Source organism: Synechococcus sp. R60.1 (assembly GCF_047461835.1).
Taxonomy (GTDB): domain Bacteria; phylum Cyanobacteriota; class Cyanobacteriia; order Thermostichales; family Thermostichaceae; genus Thermostichus.
In genome coordinates, this window is the sequence record NZ_JANSIA010000078.1 from 1 (window position 1) to 15291 (window position 15291).

General features: G+C 58.6%; 15 protein-coding genes and 1 pseudogene. 10 read left to right on the forward strand and 6 right to left on the reverse strand.

Translation table 11 applies throughout. The features are described from left to right. The first annotated feature begins 146 nt into the window (after nt 1–146). Entirely contained in the window at nt 147–614 is a 468-nt protein-coding gene (locus NW834_RS10720) for a peroxiredoxin family protein (RefSeq protein WP_414332127.1), read from the forward strand. Here NW834_RS10720 and NW834_RS10725 read toward each other — a convergent pair. Beyond that, on the reverse strand, nt 607–2982 hold the full coding sequence (locus NW834_RS10725; protein WP_414426302.1) for a glycoside hydrolase family 31 protein: 2376 nt from the start codon (nt 2980–2982) through the stop codon (nt 607–609). The two genes, NW834_RS10720 and NW834_RS10725, sit on opposite strands and share 8 nt — an antisense overlap. Nucleotides 2983–3232: 250 nt before the next feature. On the opposite strand from NW834_RS10725, the gene NW834_RS10730 reads away from it, so the two are divergent. Further along, the gene (locus NW834_RS10730; RefSeq protein ID WP_414418905.1) at nt 3233–4372 is read left to right on the forward strand and encodes a PQQ-dependent sugar dehydrogenase; all 1140 of its coding nucleotides are present in this window, start codon (nt 3233–3235) and stop codon (nt 4370–4372) included. A 94-nt stretch (nt 4373–4466) separates the two neighbouring features. Here the strand turns inward: NW834_RS10730 and psbH are convergent, their stop codons facing one another. Next, nucleotides 4467–4670, reverse strand: coding sequence for a photosystem II reaction center phosphoprotein PsbH (gene psbH / locus NW834_RS10735; RefSeq protein WP_414331336.1), 204 nt, complete (start codon nt 4668–4670; stop codon nt 4467–4469). 202 nt (nt 4671–4872) lie between these two features. Here psbH and psbN point away from each other — a divergent pair, with 202 nt between their 5' ends. Continuing rightward, the gene (gene psbN / locus NW834_RS10740) at nt 4873–5004 is read left to right on the forward strand and encodes a photosystem II reaction center protein PsbN (protein WP_011432995.1); all 132 of its coding nucleotides are present in this window, start codon (nt 4873–4875) and stop codon (nt 5002–5004) included. A gap of 26 nt (nt 5005–5030) precedes the next feature. After that, on the forward strand, nt 5031–5900 hold the full coding sequence (dapF, locus tag NW834_RS10745; RefSeq protein ID WP_414418904.1) for a diaminopimelate epimerase: 870 nt from the start codon (nt 5031–5033) through the stop codon (nt 5898–5900). Between the two features lie 3 nt (nt 5901–5903). Here dapF and NW834_RS10750 read toward each other — a convergent pair whose 3' ends face one another. Together NW834_RS10750 and NW834_RS10755 are read right to left on the reverse strand one after the other, a co-directional pair. Next, a complete protein-coding gene (locus NW834_RS10750; RefSeq protein ID WP_414350767.1) occupies nt 5904–6593 on the reverse strand; it encodes a hypothetical protein in 690 nt (229 codons plus the stop codon). An 86-nt stretch (nt 6594–6679) separates the two neighbouring features. Further along, complete coding sequence (locus tag NW834_RS10755; RefSeq protein WP_414342261.1) at nt 6680–7243, reverse strand: hypothetical protein; 564 nt, start codon at nt 7241–7243, stop codon at nt 6680–6682. A 201-nt stretch (nt 7244–7444) separates the two neighbouring features. Here NW834_RS10755 and pcrA point away from each other — a divergent pair, with 201 nt between their 5' ends. Continuing rightward, a complete protein-coding gene (gene pcrA / locus NW834_RS10760) occupies nt 7445–9805 on the forward strand; it encodes a DNA helicase PcrA (RefSeq protein ID WP_414418903.1) in 2361 nt (786 codons plus the stop codon). 251 nt (nt 9806–10056) lie between these two features. On the opposite strand, the gene NW834_RS10765 is transcribed toward pcrA, so the two are convergent. Further along, nucleotides 10057–10371, reverse strand: coding sequence for a hypothetical protein (locus NW834_RS10765; protein ID WP_414331733.1), 315 nt, complete (start codon nt 10369–10371; stop codon nt 10057–10059). A 519-nt stretch (nt 10372–10890) separates the two neighbouring features. Here NW834_RS10765 and NW834_RS10770 point away from each other — a divergent pair. Beyond that, the gene (locus tag NW834_RS10770) at nt 10891–11382 is read left to right on the forward strand and encodes a cytochrome c oxidase assembly factor Coa1 family protein (RefSeq protein WP_414418902.1); all 492 of its coding nucleotides are present in this window, start codon (nt 10891–10893) and stop codon (nt 11380–11382) included. Between the two features lie 80 nt (nt 11383–11462). Beyond that, on the forward strand, nt 11463–12998 hold the full coding sequence (locus NW834_RS10775) for a YcjF family protein (RefSeq protein WP_414418901.1): 1536 nt from the start codon (nt 11463–11465) through the stop codon (nt 12996–12998). On the opposite strand, the gene NW834_RS10780 is transcribed toward NW834_RS10775, so the two are convergent. Beyond that, the gene (locus NW834_RS10780) at nt 12995–13309 is read right to left on the reverse strand and encodes a hypothetical protein (protein WP_414344672.1); all 315 of its coding nucleotides are present in this window, start codon (nt 13307–13309) and stop codon (nt 12995–12997) included. The two genes, NW834_RS10775 and NW834_RS10780, sit on opposite strands and share 4 nt — an antisense overlap. Nucleotides 13310–13505: 196 nt before the next feature. Here NW834_RS10780 and rpsN point away from each other — a divergent pair, with 196 nt between their 5' ends. The 3 genes and pseudogenes from rpsN to NW834_RS10795 form a co-directional block, all read left to right on the forward strand. Next, the gene (rpsN, locus tag NW834_RS10785) at nt 13506–13811 is read left to right on the forward strand and encodes a 30S ribosomal protein S14 (protein ID WP_011432985.1); all 306 of its coding nucleotides are present in this window, start codon (nt 13506–13508) and stop codon (nt 13809–13811) included. 57 nt (nt 13812–13868) lie between these two features. Then, the gene (locus NW834_RS10790) at nt 13869–14501 is read left to right on the forward strand and encodes a ribonuclease D (RefSeq protein WP_414328862.1); all 633 of its coding nucleotides are present in this window, start codon (nt 13869–13871) and stop codon (nt 14499–14501) included. 137 nt (nt 14502–14638) lie between these two features. After that, nucleotides 14639–15291, forward strand: a pseudogene (locus NW834_RS10795) (RNA-guided endonuclease TnpB family protein); the annotation flags it as partial.

Genomic DNA, 15291 nt, shown 5'->3' on the forward strand with positions numbered 1-15291 from the left:
GCTGGGTGGCCTTGTGGCGCTTTACTACCCTATCCCCACCCCCACCACCCCGTCAAGATATCCAACCCAAAGTTTTTTGAAGCCAGAAGGGATCCGGATCCACCGTTAGACTGTTGAAGTGAGCTCAGATTGGGTTAGACGGGTCTATGGGGATTGTGATTGGGGCTGCTGCTCCTGACTTTAGCTTGCCTGCGGTGGGGAAAGGGATCCAAAAGGGAGCCCAGATTTCACTGGCGGCCTACCGGGGCAAGAGCAAGGTGTTGCTGGCCTTTTACCCGGCGGATTTTTCCCCGGTATGCACGAGCGAGATGCGTTGCTTCCGGGAGGATTGGGAAGCTTTCCGGGCCGCGGGCTGCGAGATCTTGGGGATCAGCAGCGATCCCCTCTCCAGGCACCAAGCCTTTGCCGAGCAGCTTAAGCTGGAGTTTCCTTTGCTGAGCGATGTGGACAGAACCGTGAGCCAGCAGTACGGGGTGGACAGCCTGCTGGGGACGCGGCGGGCCTATTTTTTGGTGGATAGCCAAGGGATCCTGCGCTACCAGCACGTGGAGTGGCTGCCCCTGTTCAAGCGAGACAACCGGGAGCTGCTGGAGGCTGTGAGGGCAATTAGCTAGACGTGGGATCCTCTGGGGTGGGCCAGAGAACCCGTTGCGGCTGTCCGGTGTCCGGCAGGGAGAGGGGAGTGTGGCCAAGGGGCTCCAGAAGCCAGCTACGCTGGGGCGGGCTCCAGTTGCCCTGGCGGGCCTCGATCTCCAGAATGAGCTGGCCATTTTGCTGTCGCAAGCGGAAGAGGGTGGTGGCCCAGGCTCCTGCTCGATGGGCGAGGGTTTCCCCGTCGTCTTCGTAGAGGGTGAAGCTGCCGTTGCCGGGGTAGAGTTTGAGGTGCGGTTGGTCACGGCGCAGGTGGGCGGTGGACGGGCAGGGGGGAGCTAAAGGCAGAACGGAGCCACCCCGCACAAACAGCGGCAGTTGTTCGAGAGGGGCAGGGACGAGAATGTAGCGGGGGCCGGTGTGGGCCTGACCTGTCCACCAATCAAACCAAGTGCCCTGGGGTAGGTAAACAGCGCGGCACCGCACGCCAGGCCGAACCACAGGGGCAGCTAGGAGGGCGGATCCCAGCATGGCTTGATCTGAGATCTCGTAGGTTTGCGGATCGTCGGGAAACTCGTAGAGAAGGGGGCGCAAGATGGGGGATCCGGTTTGGCTGGACTCCCAAAAGAGGCTGTAGAGGTAGGGCAGCAGCTGGTAACGCAACTGAATGGCCTGCCGGCAGATGGTTTCCACTTCGAGGCCAAAGCTCCAGGGCTCGTGGGGGCGGGTGCCCAGGGCGCTGTGGCCGCGCATGAGGGGGTAAAGAATTCCCATTTGCATCCAACGGGCAAACAGCTCGGGAGTGGCATTGCCACCGAAGCCGCCGATGTCCGCGCCGACAAAGCTAACTCCCGACAGGCCCAGGTTTAGGAGCATGGGCAGGGACATCTCCAGGTGTTCCCAGGAGGATTGGTTGTCGCCTGTCCAGACGGCAGCCCAGCGCTGGATCCCAGCAAAGCCGGAGCGAGTCAGCACGAAGGGGCGCCGGTTGGGGTTGAGCTGTTCCAAGCCTTCACGGGAAGCGCGTGTCATCAGCAGGCCGTACAGGTTGTGAACTTCGGCGTGGGTGGTGGGTTCGTCGGGTGGGCCTTGGGGGGCATCGAGGGGGATATCGACGATCTGGCCGCCGTCTCCAAAGGGGCGGTCGTTGAGGGCCGGCTCGTTCATGTCGTTCCAGATGCCATCCACACCGGCTTGGGTGAGAACCCGTTGCCAGGATCCCCACCACTGCCGCACTCCGGGGCGCAAGAAGTCGGGGAAGAGGACTTTGCCTGGCCAAACGTAGCCATGGAAGAGGTGGCCGTCGGCGCGGCGGATAAAGAAATCCTGGGCCAAGCCCTCGTCGAAGACGGCGTAGTCGGCTTCGGGCTCGAACTTGACGCCGGGATCCACAATGGCTACCACCCGGAAGCCAGCCTCGTGGAGTTGGGCCATGAGCCGGGCCGGTTCGGGGAAGCGGCGGGGATCCCAGGTGAAGACGCGGTAGCCGCGCATGTAGTCGATATCCAAGTAAATGACGTCGCAGGGGATCTGCCGCTGGCGAAATTGCTGCGCAACGGTTTGAACCTGGGCGGCGCTGGCGTAGCTCCAGCGGCACTGTTGGTAGCCCAAGGCCCAGAGGGGAGGAAGGGGAGGCCGCCCAGTGAGTTGGGTGTAGGTCTCGAGCACCAAGGCCGGGGTGGGGCCGTAGATCAGGTAGTAATCCAGCTCGGGGGCGCGCACCTCGATGGCCCACTGCTCGGGATCGATCTGGCCCAGGTCGAACTGGCTCCAGTGGGTGCAGTGCAGGAAGAGCCCGTAGCAGAGGTTGGGGCGAAGAAACAGGGCGAAGGGAATGGCCTGGTAGAGATTGTCGCTGTGGGCGTCGTAGTTCCAGCAGTCGCGAGTCCAGTGGCTGTAGCGCCGACCCCGTTTGTTGAGTAGCCCCGCCCGTTCCCCTAGGCCATAGATGTGCTCGGCAGGGTGGAGGTGTTTGACCAGGCGGATGCTATCGGATCCCCAGGTAAGCCCAGAGGAGACATCGGCGCAAAACTCTTGCCCTTGAGAGTCTTGAAAACTGAACCGGAGGGGATCCCGATCGATCTGAACTTGCACCTGGGAGGTGGACAGGTGGATTTGGGTGGAGCTTTCCTGCAGTTCAAAGGGAGCCGGCGGCCACTCTTCATCGGCTGGAGCCACATCCCAGGAACGACGGGGCAAAAACGCTCCGCTGGGGCTAAAGCGCAGCCGAAACAGACGGGGGGTGAGCACCTGCATAGACCAGCGGCCCTGGGCACAGATGAGGTGGATCCCTCTGGAATGGGGCTGGAGCTGCTGCAGGGATCCGCAGGTTGGCCTTTGGGGCGGGCGGGCGGGGGATTGGCCGTTCGCGCCCGCGGGATCGAGTCCCAAGATCTCGCCAGGTTCCAGCATGCTTTGGAGACAGATTGCTGCTCTCAAGGCTAGCCTATGGCCGGGAGGGGACAGGGGGTTGCCCACTCTGGTCCGCAGTGGGTTTTACCCTCATCGGTACCCATCTCCAGAAGAGCAGCGGTAATAATCGACTAGCTCAGACCCCAGAATCCATCGCGAAAACGAGGCGGCAATGGCCATGAGGATCCCGGCGAGCAAACTTCTCTCCGCGCTACTGCTTTTGGGAGGGTTGTCCGCCCCCCCTGCCGTGGTGGCCTATCCGGTCAGCCCGGAGATGGTGATGGCCCTGCAACGGGGGGAGCATGCCCAAGCCCTACCCAGAGCCAGAACAGAGCAGCGTTTTCGGGTCGTGACTCTGGCAACCGGGCTGGAGCATCCCTGGGGGATGGCCTTTCTGCCAGATGGGACAATCGTGGTAACCGAACGACCAGGCCGGCTGCGCCGGGTTACCGACCAGGGGTTGGATCCCCAGCCCATAGCCGGTGTGCCAGAAGTATTTGCCCGCGGACAGGGGGGCCTGCTGGACATTGCCTTGCACCCTAATTACGCGGAGAACGGCTGGATTTACCTGTCCTATGCCGCTCCTGGGCCGGGCGGCGGGGGAACCCGAGTGGCGCGGGCCCGCTTGGGGGAGAAGGGACTCCAGGATCTGGAGGTGATTTTCGACATGGAGCGCAAGACCCCCGCTCAACAGCACTTTGGCTCCCGCCTGGCCTTTGATGAACAGGGATTTCTCTACATCAGCACCGGCGACCGCGGAGAGCGGCATCGGGCCCAGGATCTGGGGGATGCTGCCGGCAAGGTGTTGCGCGTCACTGATTCAGGAGGGATCCCGGCGGACAACCCATTTGTCGGCCGAGCGGGGGCTTTGCCGGCAATTTTTACCTACGGCAACCGCAACATTCAGGGAATGGCCCGCCACCCTGAAACAGGGGCAATTTGGTCCCATGAACATGGGCCGCAGGGTGGGGACGAGATCAACATCTTGGCCCCCGGCGTCAACTACGGCTGGCCCCTAATCACCCACGGTCGAGAATATACGGGAGAACCCGTCGGCCAAGGACTGGCGGCAGCTCCCGGCTTGGCTTCCCCTCTGCTGCACTGGACGCCCTCTATCGCTCCTTCTGGCATGACTTTCTACACGGGAGAGGCTTTCCCAGAATGGCGGGGCAACCTGTTTGTGGGGGCGCTGGCCGGGCAACACTTGGCCCGTCTGGTACTGGATGGAGAGCGCGTGGTGGCAGAAGAGCGTCTCTTAGAGGGGGCGGTGGGCCGCATTCGCGATGTGCGGCAGGGGCCGGATGGACTCCTTTACCTGTTGACGGACGCCCCGAATGGATCCCTGCTGCGCCTGGAGCCAGCACCCTGAAGGCATCGGCTTAGGAGATGACGGAAACTATCCTGCTCCCGCTGGGCAGCTCTTTGGCGGGACAGGGACTTTCCCCAGAGTAGGGCCTGGGAACTCAAAAGCTGAGGCTCTCCCAGGAGACGTTAATGTCTTCCAAAAGCAGCGACTTGTTGTAAATCTGCAGGATGATCAACAGGAAGACGGCAAATAGGGCCATGAAGACCGCCATCAGGGGCGTGGTGCCCCAGCCGGGAGCCACTTTGCCGTATTCCGAGTTGAGAGGACGCAGCAGATCGCCCAGTTTGGTACGAATGGCCATAGGTTCTCGCTTAGAAACCGAACACGTTGACGAAGTCGAAGATAGCAGGCTCGAAGGCGGATCCCTGGTGCTCAGCACCGCCAAAGCAGCCGCCTTTTAAAATCACGCTATCAGAATCTGGCCGAACCTTTTTGTCTTGGGCAATGAATTGTAAACTTGTGTAATACTGTAGTCGAATACTCTCAGGATCAAAGACAACGATATGGAGCCCACCTTTTCCCTGATTGTGGCGATTGCGGCAGTTACCATCTGCATCACTGCGTTTGCCATCTACACGGCCTTTGGCCCCCCTTCCAAGGACTTGCAGGATCCCTACGAGATGCACGAGGATTAAGGCCTGTCGTTGGGATATCTGGGTAAATGTCTGCTCGGTTGACCCCCCGTCTCTCCTTTCACAAGTACCAGGGGTTGGGGAACGATTTTATCTTGGTGGACAACCGCTGGCAGTCTCAACCCTGCTTGAGCCCGGAAGAGGCCGTCGCCCTTTGCAATCGCCGCTTTGGGGTAGGAGCCGATGGGGTTATCTTCCTGCTGCCGGGGCAGGAGGGGGCAGATTTCAGCATGCGCCTCTTCAACAGCGACGGTTCCGAGGCGGAGATGTGCGGCAATGGGATCCGCTGTTTGGCCCGCTTTCTGCAGGACTTGGGCATCCCAGGTCGGGATGGGGCTTACCAGATCCACACCTTGGCGGGACGGATCGTGCCGCAGGTGCGGGCAGATGGGCTGGTCACGGTGGACATGGGGATCCCTCGCCTTTTGGCCAGGCAGATCCCCACCACCTTGGCCGAACCCGAGGAGAAGGTCATTCGGCAGCCGCTTGCAGTGGCCGGGCGAGAGTGGCGGGTGACGGCGGTGAGCATGGGCAACCCCCATTGTGTGGTCTTCCTGGAAGAAGAGGGATCCCTGGAGGAGCTGGACTTGGCAGCTGTGGGCCCCCTGTTTGAGCATCATCCGGCCTTTCCTGAGCGCACCAACACCGAATTTGCGCAGGTGCTCAGCCCGACTTGTCTGCGCCTACGGGTTTGGGAGCGGGGAGCAGGGGCAACGCTGGCTTGTGGGACGGGTGCCTGTGCTGTTTTGGTGGCTGCTGTTTTGGAGGAGCGCGCAGAATCGCAAGCTACAGTAGAACTGCCGGGAGGAAATCTGGAAATTCGCTGGGATCCGAGCACACAGCACGTGTGGATGACCGGCCCTGCCCTACACGTCTTCAGCGGCACCACTGCCGGTTGAGAACTAGGCTCCCAGACCCAACAGGAGGATGGCCAGGAGGCCGAGGATCCCATAGGCAACGCTCCAGCCCTGCCGCCAGATCAGCGCCACTGCCAGGCCCAATAAGACCAAGCCTAAGCCCAGGCCAAGGCGGAGAAATAGAGGGTGTACAAACTGGCTGAGGGAGCGTTTGAGCCAGGGGAAGATCACCCCCAAGGCGAAGGCCAGTCCTACGGGGATCCAATCGATCCAACCTGTCTGCTCCCAGCCCCCCAACAGGTAAAAGCCGCCCAGACAAAGGCCCAGGCAGAAAAACAGCACCCGCATGCCGGGATAGTCTTGTCGATAGTTGAAAGCAAGGCTTCGGAGCTCCTTGGGGTGGGCCAAGACCAATGGCTCTACAGCAAAGCTTTCGCTCCACTCCGGCGCTTCTTCAGTTTGTCCGCGGCACCAAAGGTAAACGTTGACCTTGCGCAACCCTTGCAGCAGAGAGGCTTCCACCGCACTGCGCACCACCTCCATCACCTGCAGGGTATCCACCACATCGCCCGGCAGCCGTTCCAGCAGCACGTTGAGAACAGGCCCCTTCAGCTCGGCTCGGCCAAACAGCCGCAAGTTGGCAAGCTTGTAATCGAGGATTTGGTTCAAGATTTTGAGCTGGCGGCGCATGGGATCCCGTAAACAGTGAACCGTCGTTCGAATGGTTGACTTCAAGCTTCAACATGACCGGTATGACCAGTTTAATGGCTTGGGCCAGAGCAGCAGAGGAGAGGCGTTGCCGGTGTGAAAGGGAAGTGGGACTATCCCATGAGGGTGCGAATGCACCGGCGAATGCTGAGGTTGGATTGCTCCAAGTCGGCAAATCCGCTCAGAAGAGTTCCCTGGCCGTCCAACAGCAACAAAACAGCCTGGCGGCGAAAATTGATCCCAGGCAAAGCTGCAGCGGCTATTTCTTGCAGCTTCTGGATGGTTGCTCCCTCAAAATCGACCGAGACATACACAAACGGAGAAACCAGGCGGGGATCCGTCGGTACACTCTCCCGGATGGCCTGCAAAACCAAGTGGCGCACCAGCAGCAGCCCCCTGCCATCCACCAGCACGATCTGGCGCAGCCGAGGGTTTTGCCCAAACTCCAGGGCCAAACTTTTGGAGAGGGCTTCCGATTGCGAGCGGGTTTGGCTGTTGGTCAGGATCAGCGCTTGAATGCCCTCATACCGACTTAGGTCAAGCCGATCCCCAGAAACGCTTTCCACCTTGAGGTCAAGAGATGTTTTGGGGTTGCCGTTGCTGGGGCAGTTGCCAGCTTGGGCGGGATCGAACGCACCTTGAGAAAGCAGGGCAAGGGTGGCAAACCCCAAAGCCACAAGTCTCTTTTGAACGCAAAGCCAGCAGCGGTTAGCCGGGGCACAGCAGCAGGACAGCACTCGGTTCATGGCGGGGAGCTCTGGAGCGGGCCGGCCAAATCTTAACCGATCTTCATCTTTGGTGCTCCAAAATGCCCTCTGGGCTTCTCATCCCCATTGGGTTGGTGCCCATAATGGAAGGCAGTTTCTGGTTTGCTGGCCATGACTCACGCCTCTTTGCTGGATGCCCTCAACCCTTCTCAACGGCAAGCGGTGCAACACTTTTGTGGCCCGCTGCTGGTGGTGGCGGGGGCAGGTTCCGGCAAGACGCGCGCCCTCACCCACCGCATTGCCTACCTGGTTCGCCACTATCGGGTGGATCCAGGAGAAATTTTGGCCGTGACCTTCACCAACAAGGCCGCCCGTGAGATGAAAGAGCGCATTGAGCAGCTCTTTGCCGAACAAGAAGCTCAAGAACAATTTGGGATCCCCTTAGAGGAATTGGAGCCGGCCCAGGCAACGCGACTAAAATCTGCTGTTTACCACCGCTGGATTAAGCCTCTTTGGATTGGCACGTTCCACAGCTTATTTGCCCAGATCCTGCGCCTGGAGATCGAAAAATATCAGGATCCCAAGGGGCGCAAGTGGACTCGCCACTTCTCGATCTTCGATGAATCAGATGCCCAATCTCTGGTGAAGGAGATTGTAACCAAGCAACTGAACTTGGATGAGCGCAAGTTTGACCCAAGGTCGGTACGCTACGCCATTAGCAATGCCAAAAACCAAGGTTGGACTCCTGCCGACCTGGAGCGCAATCAGCCCAACTTCCGTGGCCGTACCATTGCCCAAGTTTACGAAATCTATGAAGACCAACTGGCAGCCAACAATGCTCTGGACTTTGATAACTTGATTTGGATACCAGTGCAGCTTTTTCGACAAAACGAGCAGGTGTTGGCTTACTGGCACCAACGATTTCGACACATTTTGGTGGATGAATACCAAGACACCAACCGCACTCAGTATGAGTTGATTCGTCTGTTGGCCACCAACGGCGAGACCTGCAGATCTCGGTTGGATTGGAGAAACCGATCGATCTTTGTGGTGGGAGATGCCGATCAAAGCATCTATCGGTTTCGCGGGGCAGATTTTACCATTTTGCTGGAGTTTCAAGAGACCTTTGGAGATGGTCTCCCGGATGATGATACCCGCACCATGATCAAGCTGGAGGAGAACTATCGCTCTACAGCTACCATTCTGCAGGCAGCTAACGCTCTCATCGAGAAAAATACAGAGCGCATTGATAAAGTTCTCAGGCCAACCCGTCAGCAAGGAAATCCGATTCTTCTTCATCAGGCGGATGATGAGATTGCAGAGGCCGAGTTTGTCGTCAATACCATCCGACGATTACACGGCCAAAATGCCAATGCTTTTTCCTGGGGAGATTTTGCCATTCTCTACCGCACCAACGCTCAATCCCGTCCTTTTGAAGAGGTCTTGCTGCGGTGGGGGATCCCTTACACCGTGGTGGGCGGACTGCGATTTTACGACCGCAAAGAAATTAAGGATGTCCTAGCCTATTTACGGGTTGTGGCCAACCCTGCCGACTCCTTTAGCCTGCTGCGAATTATTAACGTGCCGCGCCGTGGCATCGGCAAATCCACCCTGGACAAGCTGACCGAAGCGGCGGCTGCTCTAAACGTGCCTTTGTGGGCAATTCTCAGCGACGAAACCTCTGTAAGTAGCTTGGTGGGTCGTTCGGCTAAGCCTGTCATTCAGTTTGCTCAGTTGATTCAGCACTGGCATCGACAGGCTTCTCAAACCTCAGCCGCCACCCTTATCGAAGGGCTGCTGCGGGATTCCGGTTATTTGGAGGATCTCAAGGCGCAGGGTACAGACGAAGCCGAAGAAAGAGCGGCCAACGTGATGGAACTTTACAATGCCGCCCGCCAATTCGAGGAAGAACAGGAGGATCCCAGCCTTGAGGCTTTTTTGAGCAATGTGTCTTTGGCTTCCGACTTGGACAACCTTCAGGAAGGCGCTGAGAAAGTTTCGCTAATGACGTTGCACTCTTCCAAAGGTTTGGAGTTTCCTGTTGTGTTCTTGGTGGGGGTGGAACAGGGTCTATTTCCCAATTTCCGGGCTTTGGAGGATCCCGCTGCTTTGGAAGAAGAGCGACGCCTTTGCTACGTGGGCATTACCCGTGCCCGTGAGCAGTTGTATATCAGCCACGCCAGGGAAAGGATGCTCTACGGCAACCGCGAACCAGCTATTCCTTCGGTATTTTTAAGTGAACTGCCCCAAGAGTTAATCGAATTCGACAGACGCGGAGCCGTTTCTCGACAGCTCTCCCACGGCAGTGGACTGTCCCTTTCAGATGCACCCAAGGCCAGGCCCAATCGCCGCCAAAGCCGTTCAGAACAGTGGGCGATTGGAGATCGTTTGCAACATCCCCAATTCGGACAAGGCCAGATTACCCATGTGTTCGGCAGTGGTGAACGGGTCACGATTGCGGTGAGGTTTCCCGCTATCGGTCAACAGAAAATCTTGGATCCCCGTATCGATCCTATTCAAAAGCTTAGCTAGGCGGCTGAACTCGGAAGGGCTCCAGCGATGAAGAGAGGCAAAGGGAAGTGCTGTAGAAGTCCGTAGCTCATTCGAGATTGCCTTGCCGTTGACGTCGTTGGTGATCCCTTGCTTTATATGTGTTTGCTTTATATGTGTTGCTGCACGACGGGGAAAGCAAAACCTCAGCTCCCCCTTTCCCTGATTTGACCGTTGCCCAACCCTCGACCTTACCTCTGCCCCCTCGTCACTAATTGCTTGTAATTGCTTGACTACCCGGTCTTGGGATCCCTCGCCAGGCTTAACCCAGTCGGCTGGGACTGAGTTGTCTCGGCTCTGTCCGGTACCAGGCGCAGGGGCGGGCCAAAGCGGCCAACCGCTACAGTGTTGTTCAGGGCCGGGATCTGGCGGATGGATCCCTGGCGTAGGCAGCGGTGTAGACGGCGCAGCAGGAAGAGGTCGGCTTCGGAGCACTCCTCTCGAAATAGCCTCACGTTGAGTTCGTGTTCCTGAGCAGCGGTGAGCAAACCGGTCATCATGGCGGTTTGAATGATCTGCTGCACGGTTATGGTTGTCGCTTCATCCATAGGTTTAGGCGATTGGATGGAGACCTTTTGCTGCTCTTATTCTCGACAAATCCCTCTGATATTGACTCCGCCAAATAGCGGATTCGATATGCGCGCTTTGTCATCTTTCCCAATGTTCAGGAAATAGGGCTTTCCAGGTATCCATTGACTTTCTGATCCATCCAGATCCTATTCAGGCGAAAAGCTTGAAATCCTTGCTTCACAAGCCTTTCCAATCGAAGTGGGAGTAGAGCCAACAATTGGATACGTAGGGATCCCATCCTCACTGCAGTACAAAATTAGACTCAACAGTGAGTTGCTTGAACTTGCCAAAGAGGTGCTGATCCCATGATTTTTCGAGCTGTTGTTTGAGGCCGTAACAGATATCTGTGGCAATACGGAACTGAGAAGCGATGTTCGTCACCGACAAATGGCGTAGGGTTGCTTGGCTTTTTGTCTGTACCTTGTCGGCAATGAAGGCATAGAGGATGAGCAACAGCCTTGTGTTAGGGTGGGGGCATTCTAGGGTGGCAATGGGCTGTGTCAGAAACTCCACAAAAAGTCGGCTGTGCTGTCCCTCTGGGCTGCTGTGGCTGCGGCTGTTTGGGCCTGCTGGCGGTGCTGGGCTTGGGGCTGGCGGGGGCAGGGATCCTAGTCTGGAATGGGATCCGCACTTCGGGTGCCTATCGCACCTACCAATTGGCGGTGGAGCAGCTCAAACAAAATGCTGTGGTGGTGGAACGTCTGGGGGAACCCTTGAGGCCGGGATGGCCCTCGCGGCTGCGTTTTCAGGAAGATGAGGAAGCCGGTTGGGTGTGTCTGTTCTTTTTAATTACAGGGGCCCAGCGCACCGGCGATGTGGTGGTGGAATCGGAGCGGGGCATGGCCGGCTCGGCATGGCAGTTGCGCCATCTGCAAGTGAAAGTTGACGGGGATCCGCAGGCCATTCAGGTCATCGAGGGGGAATCTCGGTGTGAAAAGGAAGAGTCGGATGGAGAAGCCCTGCCCCTGCAGCCAGAAGGCGACATCTAGGTAGCCGGATATGCTCAGCCGCGGGTAGAGTCAAAAGGACTCCGTCCCGCTGACGCGAACGGTTGTGGCCTTGGATCCCTATGCGGTCGCTCCCTTACCTGCGCTTGCTGCTGCTGTTGGCGCTGTTGGCCTCGTTCACCGGCCTGATCGTTTGGCTAATCCAATCGTTTCTCGATCTGTACTACGCCACCCGCTACCACCCGATTTTGGGGGGGCTGTTGATTGGGGTGCTGGTGCTGCTGCTGCTGGTGTTTTTGGCCGCTGCCATCTACTACTTGTTTCTGTTTCGCCAACCCGCCCCCAGCAGGAGACCCCCTGCCTTGCCGGAGACGGCTTTGGAAAAGCGGAAAGCGGCGCAACAGAACTTGGCTCAACTGGAGGCGCAGCTAGCGCAAATCCAGGATGAAGTGGCGCGGGCAGCGCTGGCGGAGCGGTCGGCTCTGCTGGCCCAACAGTTGGCCCAGCCCCAGCTGAAGGTGGTGGTCTTCGGCACTGGGTCGGCGGGCAAGACTTCTTTGGTCAACGCGCTGCTGGGGCGGCGGGCGGGGGCGGTGGGGGCCACTCTGGGCACCACCCAGGCGGTGGCTTGTTACGATTGGAACTTGCCTGGGATCCCGCAGCCGGTGCAGATCCTGGATTGCCCCGGCATTTTGGAGATCGGCCCGGCAGGGGTGATGCGGGAACAGGAGGCGCAAGCCCAAGCCCAAGCTGCCGATCTGCTGCTGGTGGTGGTGGATGGGGATCTGCGCCAGTCAGAGGTGGATCCCTTGCGCCGGTTGATCGCCCTGGGCAAGCGGGCCTTGCTGATCCTGAACAAAGCGGATCGCTACACCTCAGAAGAACGGCAGATCCTCTTGCAACGCCTGCGGGAGCGGGTCTACCCCCTGATTCCACCTCAGGATGTGTTGATAGCTGCCGCTGCTCCAGCCCCTGTGCGGGTGGGATCCCAAACCTGGCGACCGGAGCCGGATGTGGCCGCCGTGCGGGATCGCGTGCAGGCGGTGCTCTATGCCGAGGGGGGATCCCTGGCCTTGGACAATGCCCTGCTGCAATCGCAACAGTTGGGGGAAGAGGCCAAGCGGATTCTCCAAGCCCAACTGCGCCGCCAAGCCGAGGAAGTGATCGATCGCTTTCAGTGGATTGTTACAGGAGTGGTGTTCGCCAACCCCATCCCGGCGGTGGATCTGCTGGCCATTGCCGCCATCAACGCCCAGATGGTGGTGGAACTGGGATCCCTTTACGGCTGCAAGATGGATCTGCAGCAGGGGCGGGAGCTGGCCTTGTCTCTGGCCAAAACCTTAGCCGGCTTGGGCTTGGTGGAAGGAGCGATCCAACTGACCACGGGGATCTTGGCCACCGTTGCCGAGGTAAGCGTCGTCGGTTTTCTGGCGACAGCCCCCATTCAGGCGGCCAGCGCCGGCTATCTCACCCGCATTGCCGGCAAGAGCTTCATTGAGTACTTCCAGCACAACCAAAGCTGGGGAGAAGGGGGGATGCAGGCGGTGGTCAAAGCCCAGGTGCAAAATACCCAAAAATCCGGTTGGCTCAAAGAGTTTGTCCGCGAGGCTTCCCGGCGCATCTTCCGAAATGGGATGGCCAACCCAAGGGATCCCTAATGGCCGCTCAGGGCAATATCCGTCGGCATGAAGGCCAGCTTCAGTTGCGCCACATAATCGGCGTAGCTCAGTGCCGGCCCAGTGTCCCAATCCGCCAAGCCATGCATGCACTTCGACCATTGAATGAAGGCGGCAGGATAGATATAGGCCAAACTGGGATCCTGCAAAACCTCTTTGGGCAGTGGAGAGGCCGACTTCAGCACTGCCAACAGAGCCGGCGGCTTGTGGAGAATCACGCGCGTGGCCTCAATCTGCTCTGGGGAAACCCTAAACTTGGTGGCGATAAACGGGATCACTCTGGAAATGGCCATCACCCAACACCAACCTCGCCTGTAGAGGTAGGTTGCCCCCAAGCCGAGGGGCTGGCCTCAGGGATCCTACGGAGAGCGGAAAAGGAGTGATGAACATTGGCGAGGATGGCCGTGGGCGGGCCTGGGATCCCCTTGCTTGGAGCCGCTGCTCCTCGTTATCCTAGTAAAGCTGAAAAATCTGGGGAAACAGTGAGCCGTGGCTAAAAAGAGCATGATCGAGCGGGAGAAAAAGCGCCAACGCTTGGTCGAGAAGTATCGGGAGAAGCGCCAACAACTGAAAGCGGCCATGGCCGATCCCAACATCGACCAGGCCACCCGCATGGAGCTACACGCCCAACTGCAAAAACTCCCTCGGGCCAGCTCGCCCACACGCCTGCGCAACCGCTGCTGGAAAACCGGGCGTCCCCGGGGTTACTTCCGCGATTTCGGCCTGTGCCGCAACAGCCTGCGGGAAATGGCCCACAGAGGCTTATTGCCAGGTGTGGTCAAGTCTAGCTGGTAGTTGCCTGGCCTTCGCCGCTTGGTTATGCAGCCAAAACACCCTTTTGAGAGATCCTGAGTGGGCCTGCAACCTTTCCAGCTCTGCGACGAAGATCTCACCCCTGCAATGGCAAAGGCCCTGGCCGGGGAACCCCACTTGGCCGTGGATACGGAGACGATGGGGTTGATCCCGCAGCGGGACAGGCTTTGCGTGGTGCAAATCGCCAACTCCGCCGGTGAGGTGGTGCTGTTGCGGCTGAGCCGTGGAGTAAAGCAGGCCCCCCTTCTGGCGGGGCTGCTGACGGATCCCAACATTGAAAAGATTTTCCACTACGCCCGCTTTGACCTGGCGATGCTGCGCTATCACCTGGGGATCCGGGCGTGGCCCGTCTTTTGCACCAAAATTGCCAGCAAACTGGCCCGCACCTACACCAGCAAGCATGGCCTCAAGGATGTGGTGAGCGAGCTGTGCGGGGTCGAACTCAACAAAACTGCCCAAAGCTCCGATTGGGGAGCCGTCCACGCGCTATCCGCCGAACAACTGGAGTATGCCGCCAACGATGTTCGCTATTTGATTCCGGTTCGCCACAAGTTGGCGGAGATGTTACGGCGGGAAGAACGCTGGGAGTTGGCGCAGCAGTGTTTCCAACATTTGCCTACTTTGGTAGAGCTGGATCTGTTGGGCTTCAGTAACGTCTTCGAACATCAGTAGGCGGGGCTTTACTTGATAGACAGTCACCGAATTTTCGGGCTGGAGGCCCGCACCATAGCCGCAGGCTTGGTGTCGGGAGGAAAGTCCTCCTCTATATAGGTTTGCTGGTCAAAGTCTGGATGAGCTACGATAGGCCCATGAGCCAGACTATATCGGTACGTTGCAAGCTGATAGTCCCTGTAGAGTTGCGTCAAGAGATTGACCGCACCTTGCAGAGATTTGCTGACGCTTGTAACCAGATCTTGGATACCGCCAAGCGCGAGAAGTGCTGGAATACCGCCAAACTGCACCACTTGGTCTATCGACCGGTAAGAGCGGCTACGGGGCTGAAGGCTAATCACGTCTGTCAAGCGCTCCGCCGTGTGATTAGCAACGCCAAAGCGGTGAAGCAAGTCCACAAGTTCCGCCCCACCAGTCTGACTTTGGACGCTCGTACTTTTAAGTACCGAGAGTCTGAACAGACTGTTGGTGTGACCCTGATAAGCGGGCGAGTCTGGCTCAAGCTCAAGATCGGTGGCTACCAGATAGCGCTTCTGCGAGGCCAGAAGCCAACAAGCGCAACCCTGTCTAAGACCAAGCAAGGGGACTACTACATCAACATTGCTGTTGAGCTGGATACTCCCCCGACTGGCAAAACTCCCAAGGTAATCGGAGTTGACTTGGGCAGGCGGGATATCGCCACCGCTAGCAACGGACGCTCTTGGAGTGGAGAGCACATCCAGGCCGTCCGTGACCGGTTCAGCCGTGTACGCGCCAAGGTTCAATCCAAACGCACTCGCAGCTCTAGGAG